At 59.6% G+C, this 23,455-nt stretch carries 19 protein-coding genes; 9 read left to right on the top strand and 10 right to left on the bottom strand.

Going from position 1 to position 23,455, the window contains the following annotated elements; genetic code table 11:
- From PVA48_RS14535 to PVA48_RS14525, 3 genes are read right to left on the bottom strand one after another with little or no spacing between them, the layout of a single operon-like run.
- Complete coding sequence (locus PVA48_RS14535; protein ID WP_022396073.1) at nucleotides 1–666, bottom strand: hypothetical protein; 666 nt, start codon at nucleotides 664–666, stop codon at nucleotides 1–3.
- A complete protein-coding gene (locus tag PVA48_RS14530; RefSeq protein ID WP_423231955.1) occupies nucleotides 663–1,742 on the bottom strand; it encodes a hypothetical protein in 1,080 nt (359 codons plus the stop codon). Before PVA48_RS14530 ends, PVA48_RS14535 begins: the two co-directional genes overlap by 4 nt.
- Entirely contained in the window at nucleotides 1,739–3,073 is a 1,335-nt protein-coding gene (locus PVA48_RS14525; RefSeq protein WP_423231954.1) for a hypothetical protein, read from the bottom strand. The genes PVA48_RS14530 and PVA48_RS14525 overlap by 4 nt, the downstream gene beginning before the upstream one ends.
- Nucleotides 3,074–3,479: 406 nt before the next feature.
- On the opposite strand from PVA48_RS14525, the gene PVA48_RS14520 reads away from it, so the two are divergent.
- The 8 genes from PVA48_RS14520 (at nucleotide 3,480) to PVA48_RS14485 (ending at nucleotide 11,639) form a co-directional block, all read left to right on the top strand.
- A complete protein-coding gene (locus PVA48_RS14520; RefSeq protein ID WP_423231953.1) occupies nucleotides 3,480–4,109 on the top strand; it encodes a methylmalonyl-CoA mutase family protein in 630 nt (209 codons plus the stop codon).
- On the top strand, nucleotides 4,109–5,533 hold the full coding sequence (locus PVA48_RS14515; protein ID WP_423232538.1) for a methylmalonyl-CoA mutase family protein: 1,425 nt from the start codon (nucleotides 4,109–4,111) through the stop codon (nucleotides 5,531–5,533). The genes PVA48_RS14520 and PVA48_RS14515 overlap by 1 nt, the downstream gene beginning before the upstream one ends.
- Nucleotides 5,534–5,556: 23 nt before the next feature.
- Nucleotides 5,557–7,701, top strand: a complete 2,145-nt coding sequence (scpA, locus tag PVA48_RS14510) for a methylmalonyl-CoA mutase (protein WP_423231952.1) — start codon at nucleotides 5,557–5,559, stop codon at nucleotides 7,699–7,701.
- Nucleotides 7,702–8,000: 299 nt separating this feature from the next.
- Complete coding sequence (locus tag PVA48_RS14505) at nucleotides 8,001–8,894, top strand: class I SAM-dependent rRNA methyltransferase (protein WP_102728816.1); 894 nt, start codon at nucleotides 8,001–8,003, stop codon at nucleotides 8,892–8,894.
- A 95-nt stretch (nucleotides 8,895–8,989) separates the two neighbouring features.
- Complete coding sequence (locus PVA48_RS14500; protein WP_423231951.1) at nucleotides 8,990–9,454, top strand: hypothetical protein; 465 nt, start codon at nucleotides 8,990–8,992, stop codon at nucleotides 9,452–9,454.
- A complete protein-coding gene (locus PVA48_RS14495) occupies nucleotides 9,427–9,600 on the top strand; it encodes a hypothetical protein (protein ID WP_423231950.1) in 174 nt (57 codons plus the stop codon). Before PVA48_RS14500 ends, PVA48_RS14495 begins: the two co-directional genes overlap by 28 nt.
- On the top strand, nucleotides 9,570–10,076 hold the full coding sequence (locus PVA48_RS14490) for a tetratricopeptide repeat protein (protein ID WP_423231949.1): 507 nt from the start codon (nucleotides 9,570–9,572) through the stop codon (nucleotides 10,074–10,076). The genes PVA48_RS14495 and PVA48_RS14490 overlap by 31 nt, the downstream gene beginning before the upstream one ends.
- A 24-nt stretch (nucleotides 10,077–10,100) precedes the next feature.
- Nucleotides 10,101–11,639: a glucose-6-phosphate isomerase gene (locus PVA48_RS14485; RefSeq protein ID WP_102728818.1), complete on the top strand. Its 1,539-nt coding sequence runs from the start codon at nucleotides 10,101–10,103 to the stop codon at nucleotides 11,637–11,639.
- A gap of 156 nt (nucleotides 11,640–11,795) precedes the next feature.
- Here PVA48_RS14485 and PVA48_RS14480 read toward each other — a convergent pair whose 3' ends face one another.
- Nucleotides 11,796–12,059 carry a hypothetical protein gene (locus PVA48_RS14480; RefSeq protein ID WP_423231948.1) on the bottom strand — a complete coding sequence of 88 codons (264 nt, stop codon included), beginning with the start codon at nucleotides 12,057–12,059 and terminating at the stop codon, nucleotides 11,796–11,798.
- A 460-nt stretch (nucleotides 12,060–12,519) separates the two neighbouring features.
- Between PVA48_RS14480 and ppdK the strand changes: the two genes are divergently transcribed.
- On the top strand, nucleotides 12,520–15,264 hold the full coding sequence (gene ppdK / locus PVA48_RS14475) for a pyruvate, phosphate dikinase (protein WP_102722298.1): 2,745 nt from the start codon (nucleotides 12,520–12,522) through the stop codon (nucleotides 15,262–15,264).
- Between the two features lie 129 nt (nucleotides 15,265–15,393).
- On the opposite strand, the gene PVA48_RS14470 is transcribed toward ppdK, so the two are convergent.
- The 6 genes from PVA48_RS14470 to PVA48_RS14445 form a co-directional block, all read right to left on the bottom strand.
- A complete protein-coding gene (locus PVA48_RS14470) occupies nucleotides 15,394–15,957 on the bottom strand; it encodes a four helix bundle suffix domain-containing protein (RefSeq protein WP_215709536.1) in 564 nt (187 codons plus the stop codon).
- Nucleotides 15,958–16,031: 74 nt separating this feature from the next.
- Nucleotides 16,032–16,610: a leucyl/phenylalanyl-tRNA--protein transferase gene (gene aat, locus PVA48_RS14465; protein WP_022398223.1), complete on the bottom strand. Its 579-nt coding sequence runs from the start codon at nucleotides 16,608–16,610 to the stop codon at nucleotides 16,032–16,034.
- Nucleotides 16,607–17,632 (bottom strand): A/G-specific adenine glycosylase, encoded by a 1,026-nt coding sequence (locus PVA48_RS14460; RefSeq protein ID WP_102728819.1) that lies wholly within the window; start codon nucleotides 17,630–17,632, stop codon nucleotides 16,607–16,609. Before PVA48_RS14460 ends, aat begins: the two co-directional genes overlap by 4 nt.
- Nucleotides 17,625–18,557, bottom strand: a complete 933-nt coding sequence (locus PVA48_RS14455) for a shikimate dehydrogenase family protein (protein WP_102728820.1) — start codon at nucleotides 18,555–18,557, stop codon at nucleotides 17,625–17,627. The genes PVA48_RS14460 and PVA48_RS14455 overlap by 8 nt, the downstream gene beginning before the upstream one ends.
- A 162-nt stretch (nucleotides 18,558–18,719) precedes the next feature.
- Nucleotides 18,720–19,427 carry a DUF5131 family protein gene (locus PVA48_RS14450; RefSeq protein WP_102728821.1) on the bottom strand — a complete coding sequence of 236 codons (708 nt, stop codon included), beginning with the start codon at nucleotides 19,425–19,427 and terminating at the stop codon, nucleotides 18,720–18,722.
- Between the two features lie 104 nt (nucleotides 19,428–19,531).
- The gene (locus PVA48_RS14445) at nucleotides 19,532–23,080 is read right to left on the bottom strand and encodes an adenosylcobalamin-dependent ribonucleoside-diphosphate reductase (protein WP_423231947.1); all 3,549 of its coding nucleotides are present in this window, start codon (nucleotides 23,078–23,080) and stop codon (nucleotides 19,532–19,534) included.
- Nucleotides 23,081–23,455 lie beyond the last annotated feature (375 nt).

Raw genomic sequence — 23,455 nt, 5'->3', positions numbered from 1 at the left:
TTACTTCTGAAGGGTTTTGTTGTAGGCGTCCAGCGCCTTGCGGAATTCGGAGGGCATGTCGTCCGCGGACATGCCGGTGGATTTGGGAACGGAGCGCGTTTCCGTAGCCATGTCCGGATTGGAAACGCCCTTCTCCTGGGTGGAGGCCATGTTGGATTTTCCGTCCGCTCCGTGTCCGGGATTGTTTCCCTTGCCTTTCTGGGAGCCGTTCTGTCCTTCTCCTTCGCCTTCTCCCTCCCCGTCCTGCTGTTCCGCAGACTGGGAATCGTTGTCCATGCCCAGTAGCTGGCGCAGCATGTCCATCAGGGCCTGTCCTCCGGGCTTGGGTTGTCCGCCGGCTCCGGTCATCTTGGCCTTGGCGGCCTGGTAGATCAGCTCAATCACGTCCGACTGGGCGGCCAGCGTCTGGCCGCCCGTATTGTAAACCTCCAGCAGGTCCACGGCGTCATTCATGGCATGGCGGCACTTTTTCAGCAGGTCCACCACATTCTCATTGGTTTCTCCCAGGATCAGGTCGGAGGTGTCCGCCTGGAGTTCGTCCTGTTGTCCGGCCAGCTTGGAGGCCGTTTCCTTGTGCTTGGCGGAATATTCCGGAGCGGGCTCCGGAGCGGCGGCGCAGGGCAGGGAAACTGCCAGAATCAGGGCGGAAAGGTTCACGGTATTCATGGGGCTGGCGCAGTAAGGGTTTTGCGGTGTTCCTGCTCGGCGGCGCGGGTGCGCATGCGGATGTCCTGTTCCTGCTGGATCATGCGGATGATTTTCAGCATGAACTCGAACTCGGCGTCGGAAATGGAGGCCTGGTCGCCACCGCCGCTTCCGCCACCGCCGCCGCGGCTCTTCTTGTAATCGTCTATCAGCTTGGCCCAGTGGCGCAGGGTGGAGGCATACAGGCGGGATTCGTCAATGGAGCGGGCCGTAATCGCGTTTAGGATGTTGCCGTGCACCAGGTCCAGCTTTTCGCGGAGGGAGAAGGCGCTCATCTGGTTGTACAGGTCGCTGTAAATGCGTTCCCCGGTGCGGGACTTGTAATAGCTGAGGTCTTCCAGAATCCAGCCGATGTCCTGCGTGGAGGCGTTTTGAAGGGTGGCGATGGTTTCCATCTCCCGTTTGGTGGAGGGGTCAAGTTCATCCATGGTCATGCCCACAATGATATTGATCTGGCCAGCAAGCGCGTTCGCGATGGAATCCTCCTTGGCGGCGGCCTGCTTGAGCCGCGCCACGAAGGTGCTGGCCTCCATGTCCTGCGCGGACTTGGAAAGCTGGTTCATGGCGTCTTTAAGCGCCTGGGTGGCGTCCGAATGGGAGCTCTCCCCGTCGTCCAGGTCCTTCCGGCTCTCCTGTTCGGAGCGGTTCTCGGAGGCGGAATCCCGGAACTGCTTCTGCGCCTTCTTCATGGGGCCGTTGGGAATGGGCTTGAGCATGGAGATGCCCTTCATGAACTCCTTCATGCCGGAGGGGTCTATCTGGGGGTTGCGGGAAGCCTCCTTGAACAGGTCCTCCGAGCGGTTGAGCAGGTCGCTCAATTCGCGCCTGTTGGTCTGTTCTTCATCCGCCAGGGCGTGCAGGCGTTCCTGGGACTCCGCCTTTTTCAATTCACTGCCTTCCATTCCTTTCAGGCGCTTCGCCTCGTCCGTCATGGCGTCCATGCGGCGGATCATCCCCTCCAGCTCGCTGGTGATGCGTTCCAGTTCATTGCGGATCATCTGGGCATGCTCTGATTTGGAAAGGACGAAGATGATCATGGGTTCCGAATAAACGCGTTTTCCCCGGGCTTGTAATCCTGCGTGAACCCGCGCACGACGACGCGCTGGGGGGACAATTTCAGCGCCCTGGCCTGGAACAGGTACGTCTCTTTCAGGCTGGCCTGGGTGGGATGGCCGTCCGCCAGAACCTTTTCCCCGCGCAGGCCGGGAACGGGCTTGCCTGCCTTGGCCGGGTCCGGAGCGGCGGTGTTCTCTTCCTCATCGTCATAAAAAGATTTTTCCCCCTGCCATTCCACCCCCATTTCCCGGAGGCCGAAATCGTCCGCCGCCTCCACCTCCAATTCAATGCTGGTGTCTTCCAGCACGTAGCGGTCATTCTCCCCTCCTCTCAGGTAAATGGAAGGCTGCTTGTCCTCAATGGGTTCCAGGCGTATCCGCACAGGCTGGGAGGTCGCAAGGCCGTCGCTGTCCGTCCAGGTGAGTTCTATTTCCCTGGGGTCTTTTTCCAGGCGGATATCCGGAATGACAACGCTGCTCCCTTCCACGCGGAGCGGCTTACCCTGCGCGTCCGCCGCGGATGCCAGGTTCTGGGAGGCAGTCACCTTCAACGTCAGCGTGGAGCCTTCCGGGGCGGAAATGACGCCTGCGCGCATGGCCTCCTGCCCGTCGGGGCGCGCCATATAGGCGGGGTAGGCCACGGTGGCCGTAGCGCCCAGCAGGGAGGGGCGGGCCTTCGGAATGATTTTCAGCCGCCGCACGACGTCCCCCGCGAAAAACTCCAGCCTGTCCGCCTGCTGCATGGGAGGAATGTGGATTTTATACACGCCGTCCGTCAGGGGGGCCTGCTGGCGCACCCTGTTGCGGAAGAAATACTCTGCCGTCTGCGGGCGGGACTTGGTGGCGTTCGCCAGTTTGAGCTCATACAGGTAGCTTTCCCCCAGGGGAATGACCAGGGAATCCGGCGTAGGGTCCAGCTGGGTGAACGTATAGCGTTCCGGAGGATTGAACGGTTGGAGCCAGCGTTCCAGGGCGTTCCCCGCCGCTTCCGGGCTCACCAGGCATACGCCTGCCGTGCATAAGGCCAGGATGGCCAGCAGGACGAACAATTTCTTGTGGCTGGGCCTGGGGATATTCACCGTCAGATCCCGCGCGGACACTTCGCGGGCCACCTGTTCCATGGCGGCCGCTTTCAATTTTTCAGAACTGTACTGGCGCCCGTACTTTTCGGAATCCAGTTCGATGACGCCCAGGAGCCGGTCCCCCAGCGCCGCATCCGTCCGGGAAATCAGGCGCGCCAATTGGGCCTCCGTGCGCCTCTGCCACACCCACCGGAAGCTCCACCACGGGATAAACACCGCCAGGCCGGCCATGGCGGTGAAAAAGAATCCAGCCCACGGCGGAGGGCGTTTCCCACAATCTGTCGGAGAGGTACAGAAGAACGTAGGAAAGGATCACGGCAATGCCTGCAAGGCATACGGCTTCCAGCATCTTAACCGTTCTGAGGCGGCGGCGGAAGGAGTGAAGCTGCCTGACCAGCTGGGCAGGAAGTTTGACGGTAGTTGAAGGGGGCATGCTTAATCCCGGTATTTACGCTATTTACATCGTTTTTGCAAGCTCGCCGCGCGTGATGTGGTAAATTCGCGTTCATTGGGCTTGGAGTGTTTTTCTCGCTGGACTTTATAGTTTGATTTCCTAAAATAACGCTGCGCTTTAAATCTGGCCTGGTTTGCGCATGACTAAAAACCAACATATTAGGCCTTACCCATTGACTTCGCCATGCAACAGGGAAACAAAACAACGGCTCCGGAGGTTGACTTCGGAGAATTCGCACCAGCCACATACGCCGAATGGCGTGAGGCAGCCGTCGCTGCCTTGAAAGGGGCTGACTTTGACAAGAAGCTTTTTACCAAGCTTGTGGAGGGAATCACTCTGCATCCCATCTATAACAAATGGGATGAACACGCTCCGGTGGCGCCTGCCGGGCAATTCCCGTACCGCCGCGGAACGCGCGCCCTGGGCTATATGGAAAAGCCCTGCGAAATTGCCCAGAGCATTCCCGCCTCCACTCCGGAAGATTTCAACGGCAAGCTTCTGCACGATCTGGACCGCGGCCTCACTGCCGTGAACGTCCAGCTCAACTGCAAGTGCGGCTTGAAGCTGCGCAAGCAGGCCGACTGGGATACCGCTCTCAAGGGTGTGCAGCTTGACAAGCTGCCCGTGTACATCACGCCCGGCTCCTGCGGCCTGGGCACTTTCTCCATGTTCCTGAACACGTACAAGGCGGCCGGATTCAACACGGCGGACCTCAAGGGCGGCGTTCTGTACGACCCGGTGGGCAAGGCCGTGATGAAGGGCTCCCTCTGCGGGGGAAGGGCATCTGCGCCTACTATGACCAGATGGCGGTGATGACCAAATGGGCCGTCGCCAACGCTCCCGCCTTCCAGACCATCGGCGTCAGCGGACTGCCTTATGCGGACTCCGGCGCTTCCTCCTTTGAAGAAGTGGGCTCCATGCTCTCTACCGCTGTGGCCTACCTGCGCGCCATGGAGGAACGCGGCATCTCCGTGAATGAAGCTGCCGCGCACATGCGCTTTACGGTCTCCATTGGAGCCAACCTGTTCCTGGAAATCGCCAAAATCCGCGCCCTGCGCGAACTCTGGGCCATCATCGTGAAGGAATGCGGCGGCAGTGAGGAAGCTGCCAAAATCAAGCTTCATGCCCGCACCTCCTTCTGGACCCTTTCTAAGGTGGACCCGTGGGTCAACCTTCTGCGCGGCTCCGCCCAGGCCTTCTCCGCCATCATGGGCGGCGTGGACAGCATTGATGTGCTGCCCTTTGACGCGGCCGTGCGCATGCCGGACGAATTCTCCCGCCGCATCGCCCGCAACTGCCCGCTGATTCTGCTGGGCGAATGCAACCTGGACAAGGTAGTGGACCCCGCCGGCGGTTCCTGGTACCTGGAAAACCTGACGGACGAAGCCTCCCGGAAAATCTGGGACGTCTTCCAGGGCATTGAAAAGGAAGGCGGCATCATCAAGGCCCTCAAGGCCGGTTCCATTCAAAAGAGCGTGAACGCTACCGCCGCCAAGCGCTATCAGCTGGCCGACCAGCGCCGCCAATCCATCGTGGGCGTCAACCAGTACGTCAACCTGGCGGAGAAAAAGCTGGAAACGCCGGAAGGCGCCGCCTGCGCCGCTCCCAAGGGACACGGCTGCTGCAAAAATGCGGACGTGCAGCTCCCGGAAGTGGAAATGAGCGTGGACTCCGCCTGCAAGGCCGCCAGTGAAGGCTTCTCCACCTGCCTTATCAACAAGGCTCTCGTGGCCGGCGCCGACTGCAAGTGCGGCGAACCGCTGGAAATGGAAGCCCTGCCGAAGCGCCGCCTGGCGGAACGCTTTGAATCCCTGCTTGCCAAGGCCGATGCCTGGGTGGAGGAAAAAGGCTCCCGCCCGATGGTATTCTTCGCGAACATGGGCCCGCTGCGCCAGCACAAGGCCCGTGCGGACTTCTCCCGCGACTTCCTGCGCGCCGGCGGCCTGGACGTGGTTTACCCGTCCGGCTTCCAGACCCCGGAAGACGCGGCCAGGGCGGCTGCGGAAAGCGGCTGCGCCGTGTGTGTGATCTGCTCCACGGACGACACCTATCCGGAAATCGTTCCCGCCTTCTGCAAGGCGCTCAAGGAAATCAAGCCGGACATGATGGTGGCCCTCGCCGGTTATCCGGCCGACCATGTGGAAGCGTTCAAGGAAGCCGGCGTGGATATCTTCATCCACGTCAAGGCCAACTGCTACAACACCGTTGAAGCTATCCAGAACAAGATCGGCCTCTAACAACCACCAACCTATTTCATTCAATGAGCAATATTCCTGATTTTGCATCCGCCTCCTATCCTGAAATCAAGGCCGGCGCCCCGGCCACGGCTTCCGGAACGGAAACCTGGATGACCAATGAACAGATTCCCGTGCCGCCCACCTACTCGGAAAGCGTGTACGACGACTGCCTGCACTTGGACTTCACGGCCGGTGTGGCCCCCAACCTCCGCGGACCGTATGCCACCATGTACGTGGCTCGTCCCTGGACCGTGCGCCAGTATGCCGGCTTCTCCACGGCGGAGGAATCCAACGCCTTCTATCGCCGCAACCTGGCGGCGGGCCAGAAGGGCCTCTCCATCGCCTTTGACCTGGCGACGCACCGCGGCTATGACTTCGACCACCCCCGCGTGGTGGGTGACGTGGGCAAGGCCGGCGTGGCCGTGGACTCCATCCTGGACATGGAAATCCTCTTCAAGGGCATTCCGCTGGACAAAATGTCCGTTTCCATGACCATGAACGGCGCCGTGCTGCCCGTGCTGGCCTTCTACATCGTGGCCGCCCAGGAACAGGGCTGCACGCTGGACCAGCTCTCCGGCACGATCCAGAACGACATTCTCAAGGAATACATGGTGCGCAACACCTACATCTATCCGCCTGATCCCTCCATGAAGATCATTGCGGACATCTTTGAGTTCACCTCCAAGTACATGCCCAAATTCAACTCCATTTCCATCTCCGGCTACCACATGCAGGAAGCCGGCGCTACGGCGGACCTGGAAATGGCGTACACGCTTGCGGACGGCCTGGAATACGTGCGCACCGGGATCAAGGCCGGCATTGACATTGACGCCTTTGCCCCGCGCCTCTCCTTCTTCTGGGCCCAGGGCAAGAACTACTTCATGGAAGTGGCCAAAATGCGCGCCGCCCGCGTGCTGTGGGCCAAGCTCATCAAGCAGTTCAACCCCAAGAACCCGAAATCCCTGGCCCTGCGCACGCACTCCCAGACTTCCGGCTGGTCCCTCACGGAGCAGGACCCGTTCAACAACGTGACCCGCACCTGCATTGAAGCCCTGGCCGCCGCCTGCGGCCACACGCAGTCCCTGCACACGAACTCCCTGGACGAAGCGATCGCCCTGCCGACGGACTTCTCCGCCCGCATCGCCCGCAACACCCAGCTCCATCTTCAGGATGAAACCACCATCTGCAAGGTGATCGACCCGTGGGGCGGCTCCTACTACGTGGAATACCTGACCAATGAGCTCATCCGCAAGGGCTGGGCCCACCTTCAGGAAGTGGAAAAACTCGGCGGCATGGCCAAGGCCATTGAAACCGGGCTGCCCAAGATGCGCATTGAAGAAGCCGCGGCGCGCCGCCAGGCCGCCATTGACTCCGGCAAGGAGCCCATCATCGGCGTCAACAAATACCGTCTGGAACAGGAAGCCAAGATGGACATTCTGGAAGTGGACAACACCACCGTCCGGGACGCCCAAATCGCCCGCCTGCAGAAGCTGCGCGCGGAACGTGACTCCGCCGCGTGCGAAGCTGCGCTGGAAGCCCTGTCCGAATGCGCCCGCACGGGGGAAGGCAACCTCCTTGACCTTGCCATCAAGGCGGCCAAGGCCCGCGCCTCCCTGGGTGAAATCTCCTCCGCCCTGGAAAAACACTTCGGGCGCCACAAAGCACCAATCAAACTCATTACCGGCGTGTACGCTCAAACCTATGGTCAAGATCCGCTGGTGGAGGAAGTCCGCAAAATGACGGACGACTTCGCCGAACGCACGGGGCGCCGTCCCCGCATCCTCGTCGCCAAGATGGGCCAGGACGGCCACGACCGCGGCGCCAAGGTGGTCTCCTCCGCCTATGCCGACCTCGGCTTTGACGTGGACGTAGGCCCGCTCTTCCAGACGCCGGAAGAAACCGCCAAAATGGCGATTGAAAACGACGTGCACATGATCGGCATGAGCTCCCTGGCCGCCGGCCACAAGGTGCTGCTGCCCGCCCTGGTGGAGGAACTCGCCAAGCAGGGCCGTCCGGACATCCTGGTCTTCTGCGGCGGCGTCATCCCCGCCCAGGACTATGACTTCCTGAGGGAACACGGTGCGGTGGCCATCTTCGGCCCGGGCACCAACATCCCGGAAGCCTCCAAGGAAATCATGGAAGCCCTCAACGAGCAGTACGCCGACTAAGGCCCTCGTTGGAAAAACAGCATCAATCATCAGGGAGCCGGATCACGGGATCCGGCTCCCTTTTTTGTGAGCTCCCCGGACTCTCTCCATAGGGAGCTTTCATCCGGAATGGCAGTGAATGGACCTGATGAACAGAGTGGACTTAATCTTTACTTTGTCCATGAAGTCCATGAAGTCCATGAAGTCCATTTCCGCGGCAATGGAACAACACTGCCTCCACAGAACCCTCTGGTCCAAAACCCCCCTTTTCTTGCTTTTGCATTGCCCCTTGCGGTCAAATTCCGTAGTCTCGTCCCGCCGTGAGCCGCACCTACCGCCATTGCCTGGACTGCAAAAAAGGATTGATTCCTGCCGAGACCGACATCTTCCGCGTGATTGACGGGGAAGGGGACGGGCGCCTGGGCGTATTTGTGGACCAAATGGGGGACCGCGTTCTGGTCTCCACGCGGGACTGCCCCATCCCCACGGATTTGGAACGCGAACTTCGTGAACTGGGCATGCCCGTATTCCACAAAAAGCTGGAACAGAACCAGAAAGAAGCGCCCGTGCAAATAGCCGGACCGGAACTCCCCCTGCAATTTACGGTCACGGAGCAGGGCGTGCGTTTCAAAATAGACATGTCCACCGGTTATTCCCAGGGAATCTTTCTGGACCAGCGCGACCACCGCCGCCAGGTGAGGGAACGGAGCAGACCCGGCATGAGGGTGCTGAACACCTTCGCCTATACCGGGGCCTTTTCCGTATATGCCGCCCTGGGAGGGGCTCAGACGACCACGCTGGACCTGGCGCAGCCCTGCCTGGACTGGGCCAGGGAAAACTTCAGCCTGAACGGCATTGATCCCTCCACCCAGTACTTCTGCAAGGGGGACGTCCGCCGCTGGCTGGAACGGTTCGCCAGGCAGGGCCGCTCCTTCCACGGCATTATTCTGGACCCCCCCACGTTCTCCCGGGATGACCGGGGAAGGGTGTTCCGGGTGGAATCCCACTACGGGGAACTGGTGGCCCAGGCGCGCGAATGCCTGGAACCCGGCGGCTGGATGCTGTGCACCAGCAACTGCCGCAAGCTGAGCCATGAGGACTTCCGCAGGATGGTGGCGGAGGCTCTTCCCGGCTTCCGGCTGACCCATGATCCCATGCCTCCGGACTTCACCGGAGAGGATTATCTGAAAAGATTGTGGATAGATTGGAAATGAATATTTTATGAAAAATTTTCCTCACCTCCGCTGACGCATTTTATCCTTTTGAAAGCCCTCCCGGTCTGGTAGGAAACCGCCCAATTACTTTTTCTATGAAAAAACTAGCCTATGTTGCGGGACTCTTCGCGCTTACGTGCGCCCCTCTGCTTGCCGCCCTCTATGAAAACCTGGAGGTGGGAATGGACAAGGACCAGGTGCTGAAAACCCTGAGGCAGAGCAAGCAGCTTGAAGGGCCGCCCACGGACGCCCTCCTTTCACGCACCGGCCTCAACGGCGTATTTAAGACCAAACAGTCCATCGGCGGCCAGACCTTTTCCCTGAACTTTGACTATGACCCCTCCGGCGGCTTGAGGGCCGTTGTCTTCTACTCCCGGAGCAAATGCCGCGGTTCCGAGTATGAAACCAAATTGAAATCCGCCTACAAGGCTCTTCTGGTGGGCCTGACGGAAAAATTCGGGGAACCGGCGAACATGCCGGAATGGGTGGCCAAGGAATCCCTTCAGGAAGGCCGCATCCAGTACATGCACATGTGGAGGGTATCCCCGGCGTCTTCCTGATGTCCGGCCTGGGCAACATGGGAGCCATGGAAGGGTATTTCCCCCTCTTCCGCTTTTCCGGGCCGTCCGGCATGCCCCCCAAATCCAAAAGGGACCGGGAGGAACTGAAGAGGGAATGGGCCGCCATCCCGGAATTCCCGGATTGAAGGAGGCGGAACTCCACATCTCCGATGCCGTGCGCGCCATGGGCACCAAAAAATATGAAGACGCCTTTGAATGCTTCCAGCAGGCGGCGGAACTGGGCAGTCCCCGCGGCTACTGGGGCATGGCGTTCCTGTCTGAGCTGGGCAAATACGGCGTGAAGCGGGACAAGAAAAAAGCGGATGAAATGAACCGCAAGGCCGCTGCTGCGGGCTATGCCGCCTCCGCCTCCAAATTTGGCGCCACGTGGCCGGATGCCGCGCGGGCCCTGGGCCTCTCCGCCACGGCAGCCAGGGAACAGCTCCATATGCGCCAGCGGGCGGCTGCGGAAGGCTATGCCTCGGAACAATACAACATGGGCATCATGTACCACACCGGTTTTGGCATGCCCAAGGACCCTGCCAAAGCCCGTGAATGGTTCCAGAAGGCGGCGGACCAGGATGACGTGCAGGCCAAAAGCATCCTGAAAAAACTCCAGTAACTCTTTTTCCAATCCATTACTATCATGAGCCTATACGCACAACAACTCGTTCGCTACCCTGAACTGGGCATCTCCCTTGACTTTTCCAAACTTCCTCTGGACGACGCCTTCCTGTCCTCCATGCAGGGGCGGATAGACAGGGCGTTCGCCGACATGAAGGCGCTGGAATCCGGCGCCATTGCCAACCCGGATGAAAAACGCATGGTGGGCCACTACTGGCTGCGCAACTCCGCACTGGCTCCCACGCCGGAACTGAAAGCCGCCATTGATGGACCTCTGGCGGACGTCAAGGCCTTCGGCCGGGATGTTCTGGACGGCAAAATCACGCCTCCCCGCGCGGAACAATACTCCGCCGCCCTCGTCATCGGCATCGGCGGTTCCGCCCTTGGCCCGGAACTGGTGGCGGACGCCATCCCTGCCGCTGGGCTGGACATGTTCTTCCTGGATAACACGGACCCGGACGGCATGTACAAGGTGCTGGAATCCCTGCCGCTGGAAGAAACGCTCGTCGTCGTCATCTCCAAATCCGGCGGCACGCCGGAAACCCGCAACGGCATGCTGGTGGCCCAGGACTTCTTTAAAAAGAACGGTGTGGAATTCGCGCCCCAGGCGGTTGCCGTCACGGGGGTGGGCTCCAAACTGGACAAAACGGCTGAAGCGGAAGGCTGGCTCAAGCGCTTCCCGATGGAAGACTGGGTGGGCGGCCGCACGTCCGTCATGTCCGTGGTCGGCCTGGTTCCCGCCGTGCTTCAGGGCGTGGACGTGGATGAACTGCTGGAAGGCGCGCGCCTGATGGATGAAAAGACCCGCCAGGACTGCGTGAAATGCAACGCCGCCATGAAGCTGGCGCTGGCCTGGTACAAGGCCACCAACGGCAAAGGGGAAAAGGACATGGTGGTTCTCCCCTACAAGGATGCCCTGGTGCTCTTCTCCAAATACCTTCAGCAGCTCATTATGGAATCCCTCGGCAAACGGCTGGACCTGGATGGCAACGAAGTCTGCCAGGGCATCTCCGTATACGGCAACAAGGGCTCCACGGACCAGCACGCCTATGTGCAGCAGCTCCGCGACGGCGTGAACAACTTCTTCGCCACCTTTATCGAAGTGCGGGAATGTTCCGCGGACGCGGTGGAAGTGGAAGCGGGCGCCACCTGCGGAGACTTCCTCCAGGGCTTCCTGCGCGGCACCCGCCAGGCGCTGGCGGAATCCGGCCGTTCCTCCATCACCATCTCCATTCCGGAAGTGAACGCCAAAACGCTCGGCATGCTGATCGCCCTGTTTGAGCGCGCCGTCTCCTTCTATGCCTCCCTCGTGAACATCAACGCCTACCACCAACCCGGCGTGGAGGCCGGCAAAAAGGCCGCGGGGACCTTCCTGGCCCTGCTGGGGAAAGTAAGGGCGGCCCTTGGCTCCACCCCGGAAACCGCCGCCCAGGTAGCTGCCCGGCTGGATGCGGACCAGGAAGCCGTGTACCACTGCCTGGTGCATATCGCCTCCAGTGATTCCTCCGTCAAGTGGGTCCAGGCCGCCTGCGCGGATGAAGACACCTTCTGCAAGGCGTAAAAATAAAAAACATATTCCTTCCGGCGGACGCTTATCTGGTTGATAAGCGTCCGCTTTTTATTTACAAGGAAACGCCCCTGTGAAGCCTGCCACCGCTGCCGGCGTCCTCGTGAATCCTTAAAGCTGTCTTGAAGAACCCCAACTTCAGTCGGAGACTTATACGTTCCGAAAAACTCGGATTAATTTAATATTCTCTCTCAAAATCATGAAACCTATTCTTCTGGCGGGAAGCTCCTTGCTGGTTCTTTCCTCCTGCTCCATTACCCAGGAAAGCCCTGTGAACATAAAAGGCCTTTCCAACGTTTTGTCCTCCACAGCCTCGCAAGAATTGCAGAGGGCGGGGAGGAAGCATGCCGCAAGGCCGGGTACAGCAACTTCAGTTCCAATATTCTGGTTTTTTCCACGGATGTATCCTACCATTTTACGGGCCGCGCAATCCTGGACATCGACCGGGTGACAAGGAAGCAAATTCAGGATATCTGTTATATTTCGGAACCTCCCAATGTGCGGATCAAGGGTAAAATGACGGTAGCCCGCACCCGGAACTATAGAATCCCGGGGATCATTCTTCCATTACTCCGTTGGACGGGCGGCACCATTTATGTGGAATGTCCCGTAGATATCCTTTATTACGAGCCGGATTCCTCCTTCCGGGAATCGCTTTGAAAAATGCAGCCGGGAGCACGGAGACGGGGAGAAAAAGCGGAAGATATTTTTCCCTAAAAAACATAAAAAACATTTCCGTTTTCCGTACAATTTCGAGTTGACAAAGCGAGGGGCGGCGGGCATCCTTACTCGACCCTAACTCGCTATCGGGTCTTTTGTTGGCTCCTGTGGTTGATGTTTGGGCAGAATCATTAATTCGACTACAACAATCGATATGTCCACCAATTCCTGCGCATGCAGCGCATCTACTGACAAATTCGTCTATTCCTTCGGCGGAGGGTCCGCCGACGGCAATGGCAGCATGAAAAATCTTCTGGGCGGCAAGGGCGCCAACCTTGCGGAAATGGCCCGCATTGGCCTTCCTGTTCCTCCCGGATTCACCATCACCACGGAGGTCTGCACTTACTACTACGATCACGGCTGCACCTATCCCGCCCAGCTTGACGCGCAGATCAAGGAAGGCATTGCCAGGATGGAACAGATCCTGGGACGCAAGTTCGGCGATACGGAAGCCATGCCCATGCTGGTAGCCGTACGTTCCGGCGCCCGCGAATCCATGCCCGGCATGATGGACACGATTCTAAACCTCGGCCTGAATGAAAAATCCGTGGAAGCCATGGTAAAGGCCACCGGCAACCCCCGCTTCGCATGGGACTGCTACCGCCGCTTTGTCCAGATGTACGGCGACGTGGTGCTGGGCGTGCAGAAGAACCCGGATGAAGACCACGAACCCTTTGAAGCCGCCATCGCCGCCATCAAGGAAGAACGCTACGGCAACGCGGACGTGGAAGACACCAAGCTCTCCGCGGATGACCTGAAGGAACTGGTCTCCCGCTTCAAGGCGCTGGTGCTGGAACGCACCGGCCATGAATTCCCGGAATGCCCCTGGGAACAGCTTCAGGGCGCCATCGGCGCCGTGTTCGGTTCCTGGAACAATGACCGCGCCATCGTTTACCGCCAGAAATACGGCATCCCGTCCGAATGGGGCACCGCCGTCAACGTGCAGGCCATGGTGTTCGGCAACACGGGTGAAGAATCCGGTTCCGGCGTGGCGTTCACCCGCAACCCCGCCTCCGGGGAAAACGAATTTTACGGTGAATTCCTGATGAATGCCCAGGGTGAAGACGTGGTGGCCGGCGTGCGTACGCCTGCTCCCGTAGCGGCCCTTCACGACGTGATGCCCGCCGCCTTCAATGAACTGATGCGCATCCGCGAAGTGCTGGAAAACCACTTCCACGACATGCAGGACTTTGAATTCACCATTCAGGACCGCACCGTGTACATGCTCCAGACCCGCAACGGCAAGCGCACCGGCGTGGCCGCTTTCCGCATCGCCTGTGAAATGGTGGAGCAGGGCCTGATCGACTGGAAAACCGCCGTGCGCCGCATCCCCGCGGACCAGGTGGACCAGCTGCTGACCCCCATCTTTGACCGTGAAGCCATCAAGCAGGCCAAGATGCTCACCCGCGGCCTTCCCGCCGGCCCCGGCGCCGCCACCGGCCGCATCTACCTGAATGCGGAACGCTGCGTGGAAGCTGCGGACAACGGTGAAAAAGTGCTCCTGGTCCGTCTGGAAACCTCTCCGGAAGACCTGCGCGGCATGATTGCTGCTGAAGGCATCCTGACCGCCCGCGGCGGCGTTTCCTCCCACGCGGCCCTCGTTGCCCGCCAGATGGGCAAGGTCTGCGTCTGCGGCGCTGATGAAGTCATCGTGGACTACAACAACCGCACCGTCACCGTTGGAGGCATGACCTTCAATGAAGGCGACTACATGTCCATCGACGGAACGAGCGGCCTGGTGTACGCCGGCAAGGTGGAAACCTCCCCCTCTGAAATCATCCAGGTGCTGATCTCCAAGACCATGAAGCCGGAAGACAGCCGCACCTACCAGAACTTCGCCAGGCTCATGCAGTGGTGCGACGACTGCACGAAGATGAAAGTGCGCACCAATGCGGACTCCCCCAAGCAGACGGAAACCGCCATCGCCTTCGGCGCTACCGGTATCGGCCTCTGCCGCACGGAGCACATGTTCTTTGAAGGGGATCGGATCGACTTCGTCCGTGAAATGATCCTTTCCACCAAGAAGAGCGACCGCGTGGCCGCCGTTTCCAAGCTCCTTCCCTACCAGAAGGGCGACTTCAAGGGCATCTTCAAGGCGCTCAAGGGCCTGCCGGGCACCATTCGCCTGCTGGACCCGCCCCTGCACGAATTCCTTCCCCAGACGAAGGAACAGCAGCTTGACCTGGCTCAGAAAATCTGCATGCCCGTGGAAGTCATCATGCGCCGCGTGGCTGAACTCCACGAGTTCAACCCGATGCTCGGCCACCGCGGCTGCCGCCTCGGCATTGCCTATCCGGAAATCACGGAAATGCAGGCCCGCGCCATCTTTGAAGCCGCTGTGGAAGTCTCCCAGGAAGAAGGCTTCGCCGTGGTGCCTGAAATCATGGTTCCCCTGGTGGCTTTCAAGAAGGAGCTGGACATCCAGAAAGCCATCATTGACAAGGTGGCCAAGCAGGTATTTGAAGAAAAGGGCGCCAAGGTGGACTACCTCGTCGGCACCATGATTGAAATCCCGCGCGCCGCCGTCACGGCTGACGAAATCGCGGAAACCGCCCAGTTCTTCTCCTTCGGCACCAATGACCTGACCCAGACGGGCCTGGGCATGAGCCGCGACGACTCCGGCTCCTTCCTGCCGCAGTACCAGGAACTGGAAATCATCAAGAAAAACGTCTTCGCCTCCATCGACCAGGAAGGCGTCGGCAAGCTGATGAAGATTGCCGTGGAACTCGGCCGCTCCACCCGTCCGGACATCAAGCTGGGCATCTGCGGCGAACACGGCGGCGACCCTGCTTCCGTCAAGTTCTGCAACACGCTGGGCCTGACCTACGTGAGCTGCTCCCCCTACCGCGTCCCGACCGCCCGTCTGGCCGCCGCCCAGGCAGCTTTGGAACAGGCGTAAGCCTTTTTTGTTAAGGGTTAATAGACAGCCCGTGGTTCTCCGGAACCACGGGCTTTTTTGTGGAGACGGGGGAGGGATGGACTAAAGGGACTTGATGGACGGAGTGGACCAAAATATTAAATAAGAAGATTATTTGCCTCTGTGTTTGCGCTGTTCCAGCCGTGCGCGGGTCATGCGTTCACGGATGCCGCCGTTCTGCATGAAATCCTTTTCCTGGGCTTGAATCAATTTAGCAAGCAGGCCAAGGGCTACGTTAATGAGGATAACGGCTGTATTTGCTCCAAAATGGTCCGAGCGGAAATTCCTGTGCTTGCCCACCCACCGGATAACTTCCTGTGCAGAAGAAAACCTGGCCCTGATCAGCTCTTGCGCGTAAAGACTGTTGTTTTCCCACTGTTCCAATCCCCGCTGGCGCAGATAGGAAAGGTAGTCTTCCTTTAGTTCCTGAAGGCTTCCCTTGGCAATTCCCGTCAGTTTCAATTCAGACGCTTTGCTGACTCCTGAATCCACGCTCCCTTCCGCGATATTCTGCATGCCGGAATGGGCTGCCTGAACCATCTGGTCATAAGTCCGGCCTTGATTTTTCACGTATTTATTGCAGAACCGGAACGTGAAATCATAAATGATCTCCGCAACCCGGTATACCACCAGATTCCGGTATCCTCCATGCTTGGGAATAAATCCATGAGACATTCCGTCCATGGAGTTCATCCTGTTCATTTATTCCCATTTTGTCCATTAAAATAAATAAACTCCAAATTTTCTCCTCACCCCTCCAGCGCCCTCTTCAGCAGCTTCCGGTATTCCCCCGCCGGAACCTCGTACGTGCCGAACTTCAGCAAATGCGGCGTAGTCCACTGCGTATCCAGAAAAAGGAACTGGTGGGCCCGCAGGTACTGAACCAGGGCTACCAGGGCAATCTTGCTGGCATCCGTTTTCCGGTGAAACATGCTCTCCCCGAAGAACGCCTTCCCCAGGGAGACCCCGTAAAGGCCCCCCTGCAATCCTTCCTCATCCCAGCACTCCACGCTGTGGGCAAATCCCATCTCGTGAAGCCTGCCGTACACTTCCTCAATCTGCCCGTCTATCCATTGTTCCTCCGGTTCGTCCGTCCGGGCGCAGGCATGGACCACATCCGGAAAAGCGGTATCCATCCGGAGTTCAAAAGGTTTTTTATTCAGGACGCGCTTGAGACCGTGAGGGATGTGGAAGCGTTCGTCCAGCGGAATCAGGGCGCGGGGATCCGGTTCGTAAAAGGAAATTTCTCCCGTTTCCGGGTCCGCCATGGGAAAACACCCCTGGCAGTAGGCGGAAAGAACCAGTTCCGGTGTCAGTCTGGGATTCATCTGATATGGTCCAGCAGTTTGCCGAGGACGGGGGAATTCAGGGCCTTGCGGTCCGGGGAGGCCATGGGCAGCTCGTGCACCTTATCCAGAGGAACCAGTTCCTCCCCCTCCAGAAAAGCCGGGGATTCCGTCACATGGTGGATGTAGCGGGTCACCTTGTAGCGGGTGACGCTGTAGGTCTGTTTCAGCACATGGGGCAGGGAAAGGGTATGGTCGTCCTCCCGCTGGGGGAAACGGTACATGCCGGCGTGGCGCTTCCCTTCCGGGCATCTTGCCAGCAGGATGGATTTACCGCGGAGGTAGAGAACGTCGTGGTGTTCCACCCGGGTAATTTCCGGCTTGGGATTCTTGACAGGCAGCATTTCCGGCTGCTCCGCGGAGCAGAAGGAGCGGACGGGGCAGAGCAGGCAGTCCGGCGCGCTGATCCTGCAGTAGGTCTGCCCCAATTCCATGATGGCTGAATTGAATTCGCGGGCATGTTCCGGATCCACCAGATTTTCCGCGCGGGTCCACAGGTACTTCAACCCTTCCGTGGAATCCACAGGCACGGAATAATTGTCAATGCGGGCCAGCACGCGCGCCACATTGGCGTCTACGATGGGGGCGGCCTTGTTGAAGGCGAAGGAAAGCAGGGCCCCAGACGTATACGGGCCGATGCCCGGCAGGCGTTTCAGCCCTTCCGGGTTGTCCGGGAACTCTCCGCCGAATTCGTGGACAATCTCCCTGGCGATGGCCTGGAGGGAACGCACGCGGCGGTAATACCCCAGCCCCTCCCAGGAGCGCAGGGCCGTCTGTTCGTCCACGGAGGCCAGGTGCCCGGGAGTGGGGAACTGGCGCATCCACCGTTCATACCTTCCCAGAACGGTGGGAATGGTGGTCTGCTGCAGCATCAGCTCGGAAACCAGGATGTGCCATGGGTCCGTGGTCCGGCGCCACGGGTAATCCTTCCCCTCCCGCCGGAACCACTCCACCAGCGCGTTCCGGAAAGCCCGGATGTCAAAATCGGGTTTGGTGTCAGGCATGCTTTTGTTCAAGGGCTTGGCGCATGACGGAAATGTCCGGCTTGATGCCGAACCAGCGTTCAAAGGAAAGGGCCCCCTGGTGAATCAGCATGGAGAGGCCGTTGGAGACCCTGGCTCCCTGGAAGCGGGCTTCCATCTGGAAAGCGTCGTCATGCGTCTGTAAATCATACACCAGGTGGTGGGCGGAAAGCAGGGCGGACGGCACGGGGGACGGGTCCGTAGGTTTCAGTCCCAGGGACGTGGCGTTGACAATCAGGTCCGCTTCCGCCACGGCGGAATTGAACCGCGGCGTGTTGTTCAGGTGGGCCGCCAGACGGTCGGATGGTCCTTCCAGCCTGTGTTCGTCAATGAAAAAGGAACTCAGTTTGTCCTTAAGGGCCTGGAGCTTTTCTTCTGACCTGCCTGCCAGCGTCAGCCGCTCGCAGTGCTGCATGGCGCAGGTGTAGGCCAGGGCCAGCCCGGCCCCGCCGCAGGCGCCCAGAAGCACTACCTTCAAATCGCGCAGGTCCACGGAAAATTCTTCCCGGATGGCGCGTCCAAAGCCCGGACCGTCCGTATTGAAGCCGGAAACGGAGCCGTCCTTTTGAAAGACGAGCGTATTGACGGAACCCGTAGCGCGGGAGAGGGCGTCCGTATCATGGCACAGGGAGCAGGCGGCCTGCTTGTGGGGCACCGTGACGTTGGCTCCCAGGAATCCTTTTTCCCGGAGCAGGCGCACCACGTCCGCAAACTCTTCCGGAGAAGCCTGGATGCGGATGTAGCGCGCACGGATGCCCGCGGCATCCAGAGCGGCTTGCTGCATGGCGGGAGATTTGGAATGGGCGATGGGGAAGCCGATCACGGCCAGTCTGGCGGGAACGGATTCTCCGGCATCAAACGGATGTTCTTCATCCAGAAGATCGGCCAGGGTGTAGTAGGGTTTCATGGAAAGATAGAGGAACGGGCTCAGGCGTTCACGCTGTACTATGAATGAAATTACGCCGGATTTCAAGGCAAACGCCTATCATTCCTTCTTCCGGGTGTTTTTTGCCGGTGGCCGGAACGCGTGAAGACGGCGCTGTTTTTTAGCCGCACGCCGGGCGGGAGGTCAGCAGTTGATCCCGGCTTTCTTAGCCTGGCTGCATAGCTGCCTGACGTGCAGACGGTACATTTTCCCGTCTTTGATGAAGTTGGTCCCGCATTGCCTGAATTCAAAATGGACCTTGTTCCGGATGCATTGTTCCCGGATGGATAAGACCCATTCGTAGTTCAGGGGCCTGGCGCAGCTGTTGGATTCCCCGCCTGCGACAACCAGTTCGATCTGCTGTAAATACGGGGCCAGGTCCACCTGCTCAAGAAGCGGCTGGCAGATGATATTTTTATGCTTGATGGGCAGACTGTTGAAGATGGGGAGCCTGAAATCCGCCCTGTCCTGGTTTTCCACCGTGCAGCCTACGGTGACGTTGTCATAGCCGTCCCCCCAGTCACCGGGGAGGCATTCCATGAACCGCTCTATTCTTTTGGTCAGGAAAATAAAGTTCAGGTCCCGGCGCTCCCGGATCATGTCCCAGCATTCGCCGCGCCACGGGTCCGCCTCCCGGATGAGAAAATCCGTAGAGAAGCCCAGATACACGGTCTGGCCGGGTTTCATTCTGTAATCTCCCTTTTTATTCTTCAGCACGGGGGCATGAAAATTGTCCGTTTTCACGATCTCGTCCGTATCCATTCCCCGCCGTCTGTCGGCCTGATGGATATAACAGAATTTGCACCCGGCGCTGTACCGGTGGCATCCGCGCCATGGGTTCCACATAGCCATTTGATTACTTCCGATTAATTGGAGCTGGGGAAAGCATCAGCAAGGCGGAACCCGGAAGTTGTCCGGGTTCCGCCTTGAAATAGGGGGGTACGGGAATAATCCGTTTACCGTTTATTCCCCGCAGCCGCCGTCCTTGTAGCCGCAGGAACGGCAGGACTTGCACTTCCCGTCCTGCACGTAGGCCAGGGAATGGCACTGCGGGCACAGGGAAGCGCCGTTGAGCATGGTGCCTTCCGGCGCCTTGCCGGCGGTAATCTCCGGAAGAGCCGGGGTCTGGGTGTGAACCGGAGTGGTGATGATGCGGGGGGCAGCACGCTCACCGTGGTGTCCGGAGCCTGGCCGGGCAGGCTGACGCTCGGGATGGAGAACACGTCCCGCAGGCGGTAGCCGTTGCTTTCCGGGAAGAGCCACGCCAGAATCTTGGCGATCAGGTCCACCACGGAGGCGCAGGAGCGGATTTCCGTGCAGGTGTCCGCCTCCGTATCGTCCCCCACGCGGCAGAAGCCGGAGGGCTCAAAGGAGTAATTGCGGAAGCCCTTGACCACTTCCTTGAGCGGCACGCCGAACTGGAGGGCCGTGGAGAGCAATTTGCAATAGGCTTCAAACATGCCGGAGGCGAAGGAGCCCACCTGGCCCAGGCGGCCGAAGACTTCCCCGCAGGTACCGTCCGCATACACGCCCACCGTCAGATAGCCCGTCAGCTGGCCGCCCACGGAGAACTTCACGGTCTGGCCCAGGCGGCGGCCGGGCAGCTTGCGCTGGCGCGGCTTGGACGCTTCCGCAATAATTTCGTCAATGGCTTCCGTTCCGGCGTTCACCAGCTGTTCCCATACATGGTTGGCCTTGAACATGCGGGTTTCTGGCGTGTCTACCACGTAAACGGCGTTCGCCTTGGAGCCGGCGCGGAAGATGGCGATGCACTTCACGCCCAGGTCATGGGACATGATGAGGGAATCGTAGACTTCCTGCACGGTGGCGGAGACGGGCATATTCACCGTCTTGGAGCACGCCCCGGAAATGAAGGGCTGGAGGGCGCCCAGCATCAGCACGTGGCCGGCGGGGGAGATGGCGCGGATGCCGTTGCCGTTGGTGGCGGCGCAGTCAAAGACCGGAAGGTCCTTCTTGTCCAGCCACGGGATGGACTCAATGTGGGCGGAGCCATTGATGACGGTCAGTTCATCCGCCGTCAGCACGGACATGTTGGCCGGGTTGCTGATATAGGCCACCTTTTCCTGAATCTCGCTGCGGGATTCCGTGCCGGAGAGCAGGCGGCGCCACGCGAGGCGCACGGGTCCGGCCTGGTCGTTGCAGGGGTCCACGATGAGCTGGTTCACGACGGCGTCCATATTCCCCTGGAACGCGGAAATCAGGCCGTCCAGGCCGGCCACTTCCAGGGCGGCTTCATTGACGAAGTCTTCCGCATAGCCCAGGGAGCGCAGGCCTTCCAGGGCCAGGCGGTTGAACATTTTCAGGGAGCCTCCGCCCGCAAGTTGCTTCCATTTCACCAGCGTGTAATCCGGTTCAATGGAGGTGGTGCCTTCATCATAACAGCCCAGCGGGGCGGAGATGGTGCCCGTGGGGGCCATCACGGAAACGAAGGCGTTGCGGTGCGCCGTAGCCTTGGCGACCTTGGCCCACATCCCGGAGGCGGCTTCCGCCAGCTTGGCGGCGGGGGCGATGCGCTCCTTGTTCATCAGGGTTGGAGCCTTGAAGCTCTTGAGATAGGCGTGCAGGGCGTAGGAGGCGGTCAGCCCCTGCGCTTCCGGCAGCACTCCGCCGGCGTTGGCGATGATGTTCTCAATCAGGTCGTCCAAAGTCTTGGAATCCTTCTGGGCGGGCAGGGCGGTCGCCAGCTTCTGGGCCGCGTTATGCAGGCGCAGCACGGCCAGCAGGTCCTTCTTGCTGGCGGGGTATTCCACGTAGGAACCCAGCTCCGCGCCCATCTCCGCGGACGCCGTCCAGCAGGCCGCCGTCAGGGCGCTGCAAAGCTGGGAGGCAATCCAGCGGCCTTCGTCGGAATCGTACGGAACGCCCAGCGCCATCAGGGAGCCGCCCACGTTGGCGAAGCCGATGCCCGTGGTGCGGTACTTGTAGGTGCCTTCCGCGATTTCTTCAATCGGGAAGCCGCCGCGTTCCACGTTCAGGTCCGCGCAGACCATCGCCAGGCGCGCGGCATGGGTCAGGGCGTCCGCGTCGAAGACGGGCTTGCCGTCCTCATCCTTCGTCAGGAAGCGGTAGGCGTTGAAGGAGGAAAGGTTGCAGCTCGTATTGTTCAGGAAGACGTACTCGGAGCAGGGGTTGGAGGTAGTGATGGAGCCGATGGACTTGACGGGGTTCCAGAGGTTGATCACGTCATTGTTGTGCACGCCGGGCTCCCCGTTGTCCCAGATGGACTTCGCCATGGCTTCCAGCAGTTCCTGGGCCCGGAAAGTCTGTTCAATGTGGGCCGGGTTCGTGACCCAGCGCGTGTAGGTATTGCCGTTGTTGGCGAGGGCCTGCCAGAAGTCGCCTTTCAGGGAGACGGAATGGTTCGCGTTCTGGTGGGAAAGCGTTTCCCCGTACAGCAGGGCGTCCATGTGCGGGTCAAAGCTGTTCCGGGTAGCCAGGGGCAGGGAAAGAATGAGGCGCGCGGCGGCTTTTTCCGCCGGGGTTCCCGCCACCAGCTTGGTTTCCGCAATCTGCTTCAGCTCCACGTGCACGTTATGCTCGCGCAGGATCACCTTGGCGATGTCTTCCTGGCGGTTCTTCGTGCTGATGAACTCGAAAATGTCCGGGTGGTCGCTGAACATCAGCACCATGCGCGCGGCGCGGCGCGTCTTGCCGCCGGACTTGATGGCCCCGGCCATGCAATCCCAGCCGCGGTCAAAGGAAATGGGGCCGGAGGAGCGTCCCTTGCCGCTGATGGGTTCCTTGGAGGAACGGAGGGTGGAAAGGTTGATGCCCACGCCGGAACCGGACGCGAAAATGCGGCCTTCCGTGGTCAGGTGATCCAGGATGTCCTCCATGCTGTCCCCCACTTCCGTCAGGAAGCAGGCGGAGCACTGGGGATATTCATACGTGGACTGGACCGTGAAGGTCTTCAGGTTGTTCTTGGTGCCCTTGGTGTGGTAGGCCTTGTTGCCGTGGCCGGTATAGCTTTCCCGCAGGTCCGGGCGGCCCCAGCGCCACTGTTCCCAGTGGCCGATGTTGAACCATACGGGAGAGTTGGGAGCCCAAATCTGCTGCACCAGCATGGCCTTGATTTCCTCGTTGAAAATCTCCGCGTCCTCCAGCGTGGCGAAGTAGCCTTCCTCCCAGCCCCATACGGTGTAGGTGTTGGAAATGCGGTCGTAAATATTGCGGAAGCTGTCTTCATATTCCAGGGACCCCGGTTCACTGCCGAAAAGGTACTTGTCCGCCGTGATCTTGACGGCGTTGTCATCCCAGTGCGCGGGCGCTTCCAGGCCCAGGCGCTCGTAAATGGTCTTGCCGGTCTTCCAATCCATGATGCGGACGTCGCGGCGGGTCCAGTCCACTTCATCATAGGGATGGACTTCGTTGTGGGAAAATCTTCTGGTGAATTTCAGACCGCCTAGAAGGTCCTTCCTCTGGGGGAGGATGATTTCCTGTCCTGTACGCAGTTTGAGTATGGTTTGCGAGTTGTCTATAGTCATGGCTTGCGAAGTAGAAAGCGTTTGGGAGAAATCCCGTGAGGCAGCGCTCCGTCGCGGGGTTGGGGCGGCGCGTAGCGTTTGCATTATCTACTGAAAAATAATCGCGATGAAAAGGAAATATTGTACAGTCTTTTTTTCTGTATCCCACATGTTGTGTTTTATCCCGGTTTCCGAGAACTTTTGCTCCTGTCTTGCGTGAATTTTTTTTGTCTGCCTGACACTCCATTTTTTTTGCTTGACGGGCGCCTTCCTGCAGAACGTTATTCGCCTCTCGCGGAGGGGGCTTTTCCATGGGAAACCCCCGGCAATAAGAAGGCGTTAAGGGGCCGGATGGATGGGTATTGCAGCGTGTATTTCCTGTTATGTGAAAATTCC

The organism is Akkermansia sp. JRP_AM1, from assembly GCF_049262625.1.
Lineage (GTDB): Bacteria > Verrucomicrobiota > Verrucomicrobiia > Verrucomicrobiales > Akkermansiaceae > Akkermansia > Akkermansia massiliensis.
This window is presented reverse-complemented; position numbering and strand designations above follow the sequence as displayed.